Origin of the sequence: Bradyrhizobium sp. AZCC 1588 (assembly GCF_036924735.1) — a bacterium.
Classification (GTDB): domain Bacteria; phylum Pseudomonadota; class Alphaproteobacteria; order Rhizobiales; family Xanthobacteraceae; genus Bradyrhizobium.
The window spans coordinates 958538-971330 of the sequence record NZ_JAZHSC010000001.1 but is presented as its reverse complement, the minus strand read 5'-3'; the positions used below and the strand labels follow the sequence as shown (position 1 = coordinate 971330).

At 63.2% G+C, this 12793-nt stretch carries 7 protein-coding genes and 1 pseudogene; 6 read left to right on the top strand and 2 right to left on the bottom strand.

Annotated features, from left to right (window positions below; translation table 11 throughout):
• Nucleotides 1–76 precede the first annotated feature (76 nt).
• From V1277_RS04705 to V1277_RS04680, 6 genes and pseudogenes are all read left to right on the top strand, one after another.
• Nucleotides 77–991 (top strand): intradiol ring-cleavage dioxygenase, encoded by a 915-nt coding sequence (locus tag V1277_RS04705; RefSeq protein ID WP_334415191.1) that lies wholly within the window; start codon nt 77–79, stop codon nt 989–991.
• A 339-nt stretch (nt 992–1330) separates the two neighbouring features.
• A complete protein-coding gene (locus V1277_RS04700) occupies nt 1331–2650 on the top strand; it encodes a CmpA/NrtA family ABC transporter substrate-binding protein (protein WP_334415190.1) in 1320 nt (439 codons plus the stop codon).
• Nucleotides 2651–2712: 62 nt separating this feature from the next.
• Complete coding sequence (gene ntrB / locus V1277_RS04695; RefSeq protein WP_334415189.1) at nt 2713–3621, top strand: nitrate ABC transporter permease; 909 nt, start codon at nt 2713–2715, stop codon at nt 3619–3621.
• A gap of 11 nt (nt 3622–3632) precedes the next feature.
• Nucleotides 3633–4429, top strand: a pseudogene (locus tag V1277_RS04690) (ABC transporter ATP-binding protein).
• Nucleotides 4430–4462: 33 nt separating this feature from the next.
• Entirely contained in the window at nt 4463–5680 is a 1218-nt protein-coding gene (locus V1277_RS04685) for an NAD(P)/FAD-dependent oxidoreductase (protein ID WP_334420282.1), read from the top strand.
• 13 nt (nt 5681–5693) lie between these two features.
• A complete protein-coding gene (locus V1277_RS04680) occupies nt 5694–8399 on the top strand; it encodes a molybdopterin-dependent oxidoreductase (protein WP_334415188.1) in 2706 nt (901 codons plus the stop codon).
• A 98-nt stretch (nt 8400–8497) separates the two neighbouring features.
• On the opposite strand, the gene V1277_RS04675 is transcribed toward V1277_RS04680, so the two are convergent.
• On the bottom strand, nt 8498–9427 hold the full coding sequence (locus tag V1277_RS04675) for a response regulator transcription factor (protein ID WP_334415187.1): 930 nt from the start codon (nt 9425–9427) through the stop codon (nt 8498–8500).
• Nucleotides 9417–12788 carry a hybrid sensor histidine kinase/response regulator gene (locus V1277_RS04670; RefSeq protein ID WP_334415186.1) on the bottom strand — a complete coding sequence of 1124 codons (3372 nt, stop codon included), beginning with the start codon at nt 12786–12788 and terminating at the stop codon, nt 9417–9419. The genes V1277_RS04675 and V1277_RS04670 overlap by 11 nt, the downstream gene beginning before the upstream one ends.
• Between the last annotated feature and the right edge of the window lie 5 nt (nt 12789–12793).

Genomic DNA, 12793 nt, shown 5'->3' with positions numbered 1-12793 from the left:
CGGGCCGTGCTTATGTGGGCTGGAAGGGTGATATAGGCTGACTCCAGCCATCGCATATCTCCGCAGGACAGCAAAAATGCGCCAATTCAGCGAGACCGAACTGACCGCCGCCGTCATCCGCAGCTTCGACAATACGCCTGATACGCGCGCCAAATTCCTGCTGCAGGAACTGGTGAAGTCCCTCCACGACTATGTCCGCAAGACCGACCTCACCTTCGAGGAATGGGAATATGCGATCGATTTTCTCACGCGGACCGGCCAGAAGTGCACCCCGATCCGGCAGGAGTTCATTCTGCTGTCCGACGTGCTCGGCGTGTCGATGCTGGTCGATGCCGTGAACCACCGGGAGCGCGAGGGCGCCACCGAGACCACGGTGCTCGGCCCGTTCTATGTCGGCGAGCACAAGGTGATGCCACACGGCACCGATATCTCGGCAACGCTACCCGGCGAGCGGATGTTCGTGCAGAGCCGCGTCACCGACCTCGAGGGCAAGCCACTGGCCGGCGTGCCGGTTGACATCTGGCATGCCGACGATGACGGCTTCTATGATTCCCAGAAGCCGGCCTATGCCACTGAAGGGCCGTCGTCGCGGGCGCGTTTCATCACCGATGCCGATGGAAGGTTCTTCTTCCGCACCATCCTGCCGTGCAGCTACCCGATTCCGACCGACGGCCCGGTGGGCGAGATGATCGTGCAGACCGGCCGTCACCCGATGCGGCCGGCCCACGTGCATTTCCTGGTCGATGCGCCCGGCCATCAGCCGCTGATCACCCACGTCTTCATCGACGGCGACAAGTATCTCGATTCCGACGTGGTGTTCGGGGTCAAGGACGAGCTGGTCGCCAGAATCGAAAAGCGTACCGATCCGACGATGCCGGACGGCAAGCCCGCGGGTGAGCCGTGGCACCTGATGAGCTACGCATTCCGCATGAAGCCAGGCGAGGGAAGCGCGCCGAAACCGATGATGGCGAAGACCGCGGAGGATGCGTAAGCCGTCCGTCTTTGGGCCTGCCCAATTCTTGTGCGCCGCACAAGGATTGGGCGAATCGCAAATTTTGGATGCGGAACCGGTCTGTCGTTTGGCTGCCGAGTTTTGCGGCGACGAATGAATAATACATTGAAATAATTACATATTTTTCACTGCGGGAGGCTTGGCACGAAGCTTGAATAGCTTGTGTCGACGCCATTGAAGCCGTCCCTCGAGACCACTCATCCGAATTGTGACGCCGCCATTCCGGGGCCTCCCTGGAACGCGCCTTTCTGCGCCTGGCACGGTGACACCAATCGGACGGCCCGTTCAACGCACCGACGCAAAAGGACAACGACGCCCATGACGAAGCCTACCCATCCGACCTCACGCCACGGTTTCAGCCGCCGCCAGCTCCTTAAGGCCACCGGCGGCACGGCAGCATTACTCGCCGCGGCCAAGCTGAATTTCCCGGCCGGCGCGTTTGCGCAAGGCGCGGGTCCGGAAGTGACCAAGGCGACGCTCGGGTTCATCGCGCTGAGCGACGCCGGTCCACTGTTTGTCGCCAAGGACAAGGGATTCTTCGCCAAGCACGGCATGCCCGACGTCGAGGTCGCCAAGCAGGCGTCGTGGGGTACCACCCGCGACAACCTCGTGCTCGGTTCGGAAGGCAACGGCATCGACGGCGCCCATATCCTAACGCCGATGCCGTATCTGATCTCGGCGGGCAAGGTGACGCAGAACAACGTGCCGACGCCGATGTACATCCTGGCGCGGCTCAATCTCGATGCGCAGTGCATCTCGATTGCCAAGGAATATGCCAACCTCAAGATCGGGACTGACTCTTCACCACTTAAAGCCGTGTTCGAGCAGAAGAAGGCCGCCGGCAAGTCGGCCAAGATTGCGATGACCTTCCCGGGCGGCACGCACGATTTGTGGATCCGTTACTGGCTCGCCGCCGGTGGCATCGATCCCGACAAGGACGTCGAGACCATCGTGGTGCCGCCGCCGCAGATGGTTGCCAACATGAAAGTGGGCACGATGGATGCCTTCTGCGTTGGCGAACCCTGGAATCTGCAGCTCATCAACCAGGGCATCGGCTACACCGCGGTCAATACCGGCGAACTCTGGAACAAGCATCCGGAGAAGTCGCTCGGCATGCGCGCAGCCTGGGTCGACAAATATCCAAAGGCCGCCAAGGCCATCCTGATGGCTGTCATGGAGGCGCAGCAATGGGCCGACAGGGCCGAGAACAAGAAAGAGCTCGCCACCATCATGGGCAAGCGGCAGTGGATGAATTGCCCTGTCGACGACGTTTATGACCGTTCGGCGGGCAAGTTCGACTACGGCATTCCCGGAAAGGTCGTCGAGAACTCGCCGCACATCATGAAGTACTGGCGCGACTTCGCTTCCTATCCGTTCCAGAGCCACGATCTCTGGTTCATGACGGAAGATATCCGTTGGGGCAAATACGAAGCAGGCTTCGACAGCAAGGCGCTGGTCGCCAAGGTCAACCGTGAGGATCTCTGGAAAGAAGCCGCCAAGACGCTGGGCGTCCCCACCGCAGAGATACCGACTTCGACCTCGCGCGGCAAGGAGACCTTCTTCGACGGCAAGGTGTTCGATCCGGAAAACCCGGCTGCGTATCTGAAGTCCCTTTCGATTAAGCGCGTTGAAGTCTGATCAAGCCCGGGCCGCGCGCGGTTGCGGGCGGCCCGCTCATTGAACACGGAGATGCATTTTCAATGACGATGCCTGCGATCAAAGCTGAAGCCACTGCCGTGGCCATTCCGACCGCCTCGCCGACCTCTGCGGCACCGGTGGTGATGATGACGCCGAAGCCGGCGCCACGTGCCGAGAAATACGTCAAGATGGGCAAGGAGATCGCGGTGCGCATCGTGCCGCCGCTGATCGTTCTCGCACTCTTGATGCTGTTCTGGGAATTGGTCTGCCGCCGCACCGGCTCGACCCTTCCGCCGCCGTCGCGCGTCTTCAAAGACACCAAGGAACTGATCTTCGATCCGTTCTTCGACAATGGCGGCATCGACAAGGGCCTGTTCTGGCATCTGTCCGCCTCGCTCCAGCGCGTCGCGTTTGGTTACTCGATTGCCGCGATCGTCGGCATCGCGCTCGGTACGCTGGTCGGGCAGTCGGTGTGGGCGATGCGCGGGCTCGATCCGCTGTTCCAGGTGCTGCGCACCATTCCGCCACTGGCCTGGTTGCCGCTGTCGCTGGCCGCGTTCCGTGATGGACAGCCGTCGGCGATCTTCGTCATCTTCATCACCTCGGTCTGGCCGATCATCATCAACACCGCGGTCGGCATCCGCAACATCCCACAGGATTACCGGAACGTCGCAGCCGTCGTGCAGCTCAATCCATTGGAGTTCTTCTCCAAGATCATGATCCCGGCAGCGGCGCCCTACATCTTCACGGGCCTGCGCATCGGCATCGGCCTGTCGTGGCTGGCGATCGTGGCTGCGGAAATGCTGATCGGCGGCGTCGGCATCGGCTTCTTCATCTGGGACGCCTGGAATTCCTCGCACATCAGCGAAATCATCCTAGCGCTGTTCTATGTCGGCATCATCGGCTTCGTGCTCGACCGCCTGATCGCGGGACTGGCGAAGGTCGTGACCCGCGGCACCGCGCTGAACTGAAGGATCAAGTCATGCACGCCTATCTGAAGCTCGACCATATCGACAAGACGTTCACCCGCGGCAACGCCACGACGGAAGTGCTGAAGGACATCAGCCTGACCATCGCGAAGGGCGAATATGTCTCGATCATCGGCCATTCCGGCTGTGGCAAGTCCACGCTGCTCAATATCGTCGCCGGCCTCACCGGCGCCACAAACGGTGGCGTGCTGCTGGAGAACCGCGAGGTCAATTCGCCGGGACCGGATCGCGCGGTTGTGTTCCAGAACCACAGCCTGCTGCCGTGGCTGACGGTGTACGAAAACGTCAAGCTCGGCGTCGACAAGGTGTTTTCGTCGACCAAGAGCCGCGCCGAGCGCGACGCCTGGGTGATGCACAATCTCAATTTGGTGCAGATGGCGCACGCCAAGGACAAGCGCCCGTCGGAGATTTCAGGTGGCATGAAGCAGCGCGTCGGCATTGCCCGTGCGCTGGCGATGGAGCCGAAAGTGCTTTTGCTCGACGAGCCGTTCGGCGCGCTTGACGCGCTGACACGTGCGCACCTGCAGGACTCGGTGATGGCGCTGCACCAGAAGCTCGGCAACACCATCCTGATGATCACGCACGACGTCGACGAGGCCGTGCTGCTGTCGGACCGCATCGTGATGATGACCAACGGCCCGAGCGCACGGATCGGCGAAGTGCTGGACGTGCCTTTGGCGCGTCCGCGCAAGCGGCTCGAGCTCGCGCGACCAATCCTGGCTACCTCAAGTGCCGGCAGCGCGTGCTCGAATTCCTCTACGAGCGGCATCGTTTCGTCGAGGCGGCGTAGGCTCCTACGAAAGCGGCTAGGGAAGGACGTGCCATAAGCGAACCGCTCGTCATCGTCGGCAACGGCATGGCTGCTGCCCGTCTGGTCGATGAACTCGCCAAGGTGGCCTTGGGCCGCTACGCCATTGCCGTGATCGGCGACGAACCGCGGCTTGCGTATAATCGCGTGCTGTTGTCATCGGTGCTGGCTGGCGAAACCACCTCGCAGGACATCGAGCTGCGGCCGGCGTCCTGGTGGCGCGACCGCGGCGTGACCCTGAAGTATGGTTGCGTGGCGACCGAGATTGATGTCGGTCGCCGCGAACTCAAGATCGAGAACGACGAGAGCATTCCGTTTTCGAAATTGGTGCTGACCACCGGCTCGTCGCCGCTGCGGCTGAATGTACCCGGCGCCGATCTCGCCGGCGTGCACACATTTCGTGACAGCCGCGACGTCGACTTGCTGCTGACACTGGCCGCGCAGAAAAAGCGCGTGGTGGTGGTTGGCGGTGGACTGCTGGGTCTCGAGGCGGCTCATGGCCTCGCCAAGGCCGGCGCGCCGGTGACGCTGGTGCATCTGATGGACCGCCTGATGGAGCGACAGCTCGACGCGCCTGCGGCGGCGCTATTAAAATCCCTCGTCGAGAGCAAGGGCATCGAAATTCTTCTCAACGCCAACACGGCGAGCATTCATGGCGAGACGCGGGTTGAAGGCGTCGAACTGGCGGACGGGCGCCTGCTTGAGGCCGACGCCGTGATCTTTGCCGCAGGCATTCGTCCGAACATCGCGCTCGCCAAGGAAGCCGGTATCCCTGTCAACCGCGGCATCATGGTCGACGATCATCTGCAGACCGGCGCTTCCGGTATATTCGCCATCGGCGAGTGCGCCGAGCATCGCGGCGTCTGCTACGGCCTGGTCGAGCCGGCCTATGAGCAGGCGATGGTGCTGGCGCGGCATCTCGCCGGGCGTGAAGCGTCGTACAGCGGAAGCATCGTTGCGACCAATCTGAAAGTTTCCGGCGTCAGCGTGTTCTCCGCCGGCGATTTTATGGGCGGCGACGGCAGCGAGGCCATCGTACTCTCCGACATCAACCACGGCGCTTACAAGAAGCTCGTGATCGCGGATGGGAGATTGACCGGCGCGGTTCTGATCGGCGATGTCGCCGACGCACTCTGGTATCTCGAATTGATCCGCACGCGTCAGCCGACGGCCCGAATTCGCGCCGATATGATGTTCGGCCGCTCGCTCGCGATCCGTTCCGAGGCGGCATGATCGGATTGCTGGCATGACAGTCGTCGATCCCGATCTCCGCGCTGTCAAAACCACCTGCGCCTATTGCGGCGTCGGCTGCGGCATATTGGCGACGCCGGACGGGCGGGGCGGGGCGGCGATCTCGGGCGATCCTGACCATCCCGCCAATTTCGGCCGGCTGTGCTCGAAAGGTTCGGCGCTTGGCGAGACGCTCGGGCTGACGAACCGGCTGCTCTATCCGATGACCCGCTGCGGCAAAGGAACCATGGAGCGGGTCGCCTGGAGCGACGCGCTCGATCATGTCGCGCACAGGTTTCAGCACATCATCGCGCGCGACGGTCCGGGCGCGGTCGCGTTCTATCTTTCCGGCCAGTTGCTGACCGAGGATTACTACGTCGCCAACAAGCTGATGAAGGGCTTTATCGGCAGCGCCAATGTCGACACCAATTCGCGGCTGTGCATGGCCTCGTCCGTGGCCGGCCACCGCCGCGCTTTTGGCGCCGACACCGTGCCGGGATGTTACGAGGATCTCGACGAGGCCGACCTCTTGGTGCTGGTCGGCTCCAACGCGGCCTGGTGCCATCCGGTTCTGTACCAGCGCATGCTCGCCAACAAGCAGAAGCGCGGTGCGCGCATCGTCGTAATCGATCCGCGCCGAACCGATACCGTCGGCGACGACGATCTGTTCCTGGGATTAAGGCCGGGCACGGACACGGCGCTGTTCAGCGGGTTGCTGGTTTACCTCTCGGACAATGGCGCGCTCGACCGCGACTACATCGAACTCCACACCACCGGCTTCGACGATGCCATCGCCCGCGCACGCAGCATCACCAGCAGCATCGGGGCCACTGCGCTCGCGACCGGCCTGTCCGAGCAGGATGTTGCGACGTTCTTCCATATGTTCGCCAATACGCCGCGCGTGGTCACCCTCTATTCGCAGGGCGTCAACCAGTCGGCGCAGGGCACCGACAAGGTCAACGCCATCCTCAATTGTCACCTCGCGACCGGGCGGATCGGCCTGCCGGGCGCGTCGCCGTTCTCGCTGACCGGGCAGCCCAACGCGATGGGCGGACGCGAGGTAGGCGGGCTCGCCAACCAGCTCGCCGCCCATATGGGATTCGCGCCGCCGGATATCGATCGCGTGCGGCGGTTCTGGAAGGCGCCGCGCATCGCCACCCATGAGGGCCTGAAGGCGGTGCAGATGTTCGAGGCCATTGCGCGCGGCGAGATTAGGGCGTTGTGGGTGATGGGTACCAATCCGGCAGTGTCGCTACCGAACGCGGATGCTGTTCGCGAAGCCCTGAAGAAGCTCGAGCTGTTCGTGATTTCTGAGAACGTGATCTCCAACGACACGGTGGACGCCGGCGCGCATGTGCTGCTGCCGGCGCAGGCCTGGGGCGAGAAATCCGGCACGGTGACCAACTCGGAACGGCGCATCTCGCGGCAGCGCGCATTTCTTCCCTCGCCGGGAGAGGCCAAGCCCGATTGGTGGATCATGGGTGAAGTCGCCAGGCGCCTTGGCTTCGGCGCAGCCTTCAGCTTTACCTCGGCGGCGGATATTTTTCGCGAGCACGCCGCGCTCTCGGCCTTCGAGAATGCGGGCGCGCGCGACTTCGATATCGGCGCGCTGCAGTCGCTGTCGGACAGCGATTTCGATGCAATGGCGCCGGTGCAATGGCCGGTCCGGCAGGGGACCGAGCCGCAAGCGCGCTTCTTCGCCGAAGGCGGTTTCTTTGCCAACGATTTCAGAGCCCGTTTCATCGCGCTGGAAACCCCGGCGTTGCGGACCGAGACCAGCGCGGCGCGGCCGTTGCGGCTCAACACCGGGCGCATCCGCGACCAGTGGCACACCATGACGCGCACGGGGATGAGCCCGCGGCTCGGCCAGCATCTGCCGGAGCCGTTCGTGGAGGTCCATCCCGACGATGCCGCAAAATTTGGCGTTGCCGACGGCGATTTCGCGCGGGTCACCACCGATTACGGGCAATGCACGCTCCGCGTCATCGTCAGCGAACGCCAGCAGCGCGGGATGCTGTTCGCGCCGATCCACTGGAGCGAGGCCAATGCGACCGGCGCGCGCGTCGGCTCGCTGGTGGCGCCCGTCACCGATCCGTTCTCCGGTCAGCCCGAGAACAAGGCGACGCCGGCCTCGATCGTGCCTTACGAATACGTCTTCCGCGGCTTTGCGTTGTCGCGCAAGGCACTCGAACTGCCCGCGCATGCTTGGGTGGCGCGCGTTGCCGTCAAAGGCGGCCATGGCTACCTGTTCGCCGACAATGCCGATGTCGCGGGCTGGCAATCCTGGCTGAAATCCATCGCGCGCGACGATCTCGCCGAATACAAGGACCTTGGCGGCGGCGTCTATCGCGCCGCATCCTTTGACGGCGACCGTATCGACACCTGCCTGTTCACCGGCCCGGCGCGCGACGCCGGCGACTGGAACGTGGTCAAAGACCTGTTTGCCGCTGATGCGCTGAACCACGACCAGCGTCGCATGCTGCTGTCGGGCAAATCGGCTGACGGCCTCGCCAACGCCGGCCCGATCGTCTGTGCCTGCTTCGGCGTCGGCCGCAACACGATCTGCGAGGCCATCGCAGCGGGTGCGGGCACCGCCGCCGACATCGGCGCCAAGCTGAAAGCCGGCACCAATTGCGGCTCCTGCATTCCGGAATTGAAGCGCCTGATCGCGCAGACGGGAACGGACGACGCCGCGCAGCGGAAGCTCGCGGCGGCGAACTGACCTTTCCACGTCATTGCGAGGAGCGAAGCGACGAAGCAATCCACTCTTTCTTTGCTCGGAGAAATGGATTGCTTCGCTGCGCTCGCAATGACGGCACCTCACCCCTTCCTGTTCTTCGCATTCACCGCGATCGCCGCCGCGGCGGTGCGGTTCTCGACGCCGAGCTTGGAATAGATCTGCTCGAGGTGCTTGTCGACGGTGCGCGGGGAGAGTCCCAAAATCTGTGCGATATCGCGGTTGGTCTTGCCCTTGGAGAGCCACGACAGCACTTCGCCCTCGCGCGTCGTCAGGCCCAACTCGCTGGAGAATTCCACTGGCGCCTCCGCGCCGGAATCTTTCGCCAGCCGCAGCAGGAATTCGTTCGCACCGAGCTTCCCCATATATTGCAGGCGAAGCTGCTCGCTGCCGTGACGCGTCGGCATGGCGACGGCCTTTGCGCCGGCTTTGCCCTTGCGTGCCTCATCGAGCCATTGCGGAATCGGCTCGGGCAGCACGACGTCATCGTCGCCGTCGGCGGCGAGCGAGTCGGAGAGCAGCTTTTGCGCCTGCGGTGTCGCCCACATGATCTTGCCTGCGCCGTTCACCGCGAGCAGATAGCGGCCGGAGACGTCGAGCGCGGCGCGCGCGCTCTGGGTCAGGCGGGCATTGGCGAGATGGACGCGGATGCGCGCCAGCATCTCCTCGACCGCGATCGGCTTTGTCACATAGTCGACGCCGCCGGCCTCCAGCCCGCGCACAATGTGTTCGGTTTCGGCCAGCCCCGTCATGAAGATGATCGGAACATGGTCGAGCCCGGCGTCGCGCTTCAGCCGCCGGCAGGTCTCGAACCCATCCATCCCCGGCATCACAGCGTCGAGCAGCACGATGTCAGGCGTGATCTGGTCGACGATCCGCATGGCGGAAGCACCATCGAGCGCGACCATGACGGTCATGCCCGCGCCGTCGAGCGCATCGGTCAATAGCCGCAGCGTCTCGGGCGAGTCGTCGACGACGAGAGCGACGTCGCGCTTTTTTGGTTCAATGATCATAGCTGTGCAGGGCTTTCAGGGTCGCCATGTACTGATCGAGATCGAAGCGGTCGATCAATACGCGCATTTGCGACACGAAGTCGGCATGTTCGGGGTAGTCATTTCCGATCTCGTCGAGCTTGACCTGGATCGCGCGGACGTAGCCGAGTTGCCCAAGCCCGATCAGTTCCTCGACATGTTTCACTGGCGGCCGCGAGCCGGTCTCCGGCCTCCAATGGGGGGCAGGGACATCGTCTGCCTCATACTGCCATTCGAGCTTGAGCAATTGCCGGATGGTTTCGAGCAGCTTGGGAATATCGATCGGCTTCATCAGGTAGCCGTCGTGGAACGGTTGCGCCAGCGGCGCGCCATGCGCTTCAAGCGCGCTCGCCGACACCATCAGGATACGCGCCTGGTGATGGCCGCTTGCGCGCAGCGTTTCCGCCACCGTCCAGCCATCCATCCCGGCCATCGAGATGTCGAGCAGGAACAGATCAGGCCGGCAATGCTGCGCCAGCGCGAGACAGCCGGGGCCATCGGGCGCGCTGAGCAGAATGAAGCCGAGCGGCGTCAGCACCTGGCGCAGGAGATCGCGGTGGGTCGGGTCGTCGTCGGTGATCAGGATCGTCTTGCGGGGGCCGTGATAGCCGAAGATCGGCGCCTCCACCGGCGCGATCCGCGTCGGATTCGTGACTTCCGACAGCAGGATTTTCACTCGAAACGTGCTGCCGTTGCCGACTTGGCTGGTCACCTTGATGTCGCCGCCCATTACGCCCGCCAGCAGCCGGCTGATGGTCAGCCCAAGCCCGGTGCCGGTTTGCGGCTGCGAGACGCCGAGCGCGCCGCGTTCAAAGGGTGCGAAGATACGTTCGAGGTCGTCCGGCTGGATGCCGGGCCCGGTATCGATCACCTCGAACTCCGCAACGGGGCTGCGGTAGTGCACGACGAACTGCACGTTTCCGGTCTGCGTGAACTTCAGTGCATTCGACAGCAGGTTGATCAGAACCTGCCGCAGCCGCTTCTCATCGGCATAGACGACGAGCGGCAGCACCGAAGGCCGTTTGAAGATGAAGTCGATGCCCTTGGCGGCGGCCTGAACACGAAACATGCCGACGAGCTGATCGAGAAATTCGCTCAGGCGGACCTCGTCGCGCGACAGATAAAGCCGGCCTGCTTCGATTTTGGAGATATCGAGGATGCCGTCGATCAGTCCTGACAAATGGTCGGCGCTGCGCCGGACCACTCGCACCTGGTCGCGGGGCTTGGCGGGGAGATTGGCATCCTGCTCGAGCAATTGCGCATAGCCTGAGATGGCGTTCAGCGGCGAGCGCAGTTCATGGCTCAATCCCACCACGTAACGGCTCTTGGCAAGGTTTGCCGATTCCGCGACTTCCTTGGCGCGCTGCAGTTCGGCATCGGTCCGCTTATGCGCGTCGATCTCCTGAATCAGGAGCGCAGTCTGCCGCCGCGTTTCAGCTTCCGCCGCGCGGCGGCTCTGTTGCGCCAGCACGAACAGCCATGCCACCACGCCGATGATGATGGTGAGCGCGAAGAACACCTTCCACAGCACGTCCGACAGCGCAAAATTTTCGACGGGCATTGCCGCCGAGGTCTGCAGGTAGATCAGCCCCAGCGTCAGCCCGACCAGCCCCGCGGAAACCGCGAACACGCCGAGATAGTGCCCGAACTGCGAATTGATCCGCGCGTAGATCGCCTCCGGCAACAGTTTCCCGAGCATGTCCGAGACCTGAGCGCCGGCGCGCGCATGCGGCTTGCAGAGATCATGGCAGCGCGCATCGAGCGAACAGCACAGCGAACAGATTGGGCCGGCATAGGCCGGGCATGAGGCCATGTCCTCCGGTTCGAACGAGTGCTCGCAGATGCAGCACTGGATCGATTCGAGGTTCTGCCAGCTCCGCTTCGGCTTGCGCGCGATGTAATATTTGCCGTCGGTCGCCCATGCGATCAGGGGCGCGGTGACGAAGGCAACCGCGAGCGCCACGAAGGCAGAGAGCGCCTTCGCCGTCGGGCCGAACAGGCCGTAAAAGGCAGAGATCGAAACGATGGTCGCGATCGTCATCGCGCCGACGCCGACCGGATTGATATCGCAGAGATGCGCGCGCTTGAACTCGATGTGCTGCGGGCGCAAGCCGAGCGGCTTGTTGACGACGAGATCGGCAACCAGCGCGCCGACCCAGGCAATCGCTACATTGGAATAAAGCGCCAACGTCTGCTCGAGCGCCTTGTAGACGCCGATTTCCATCAACAGCAGCGCCACCAGAACGTTGAAGACGAGCCACACCACGCGGCCGGGATGGCTGTGGGTCAGTCGCGAGAAGAAGTTCGACCAGGCGATCGAGCCGGCATAGGCGTTGGTGACGTTGATCTTGATCTGCGAGAGAATGACGAAGGTGCCGGTTAGCGCCAGCGCCAGATCGGGCTGGGACAGCACATAACGGAACGCCTCAAGATACATATGCGCGGGCTCGGCGGCCTGCTCGTTGGAGAGTCCGTGGCTCAACGCGAAAAAGGCGAGAAACGATCCTAACAGCAGCTTGAGCGCGCCGAAAATGATCCAGCCGGGGCCGGCGCTGAGCAGCGCAATCCACCACGACGTCCGCGAGGTGCGGCGGTCGCGGGGCAGAAACCGCAGGAAGTCGACCTGCTCGCCGATCTGCGCAACCAGCGAAAACACCACCGACGCGGCGGTGCCGAACAGCAGCAGATCGAGATGGCCGCCGGCGTCGCCATGCTCACCTGCGAATTTGCGCCACTCCGTGAAAGACTGCGGGTTGGCGTAGGCGATCGCCACGAAGGGCAGGATGTGAAGCACGATCCAGATCGGCTGCGTCCACAATTGAAAGCGGCTGATCAGGGTGATGCCGTAGGTCACCAGGGGAATGATGACGACGGCGCTGATGAGATAGCCGATCGGGCGCGGGATGCCGAAGCACATCTCGAGTGCCGCGGCCATGATAACTGCCTCGATCGCGAAGAAGATGAAGGTGAACGAGGCGTAGATCAGCGAAGTGATGGTGGAGCCGATATAGCCGAAGCCGGCGCCGCGGGTCAGCAGATCAATATCGATGCCGCATTTTGCGGCATGATAGGCAATCGGCAGGCCGCAGAGGAAGATGATGACGCTAACGACAAGAATGGCTGATGTGGCGTTGGCCGCGCCGTAGTTGAGTGTAATCGTGCCGCCGATCGCCTCCAGCGCCAGAAAGGAGATCGCGCCGAGCGCAGTATTGGCGACGCGGGCGGCAGACCACCGCCGCGCGCTCTTGGCGGTGAAGCGCAGCGCGTAGTCTTCCAGCGTCTGGTTGGCAACCCATTGGTTATATTGGCGCCTGACGCGGTCTATCCGCTGCCGCCCTGCCACTTGCA

Coding starts and splice junctions, on each gene's coding strand:
- V1277_RS04705 (WP_334415191.1), top strand. CDS start 77: ATGCGCCAATTCAGCGAGACCGAACTGACCGCCGCCGTCATCCGCAGC.
- V1277_RS04700 (WP_334415190.1), top strand. CDS start 1,331: ATGACGAAGCCTACCCATCCGACCTCACGCCACGGTTTCAGCCGCCGC.
- ntrB (WP_334415189.1), top strand. CDS start 2,713: ATGACGATGCCTGCGATCAAAGCTGAAGCCACTGCCGTGGCCATTCCG.
- V1277_RS04680 (WP_334415188.1), top strand. CDS start 5,694: ATGACAGTCGTCGATCCCGATCTCCGCGCTGTCAAAACCACCTGCGCC.
- V1277_RS04675 (WP_334415187.1), bottom strand. CDS start 9,427: ATGATCATTGAACCAAAAAAGCGCGACGTCGCTCTCGTCGTCGACGAC.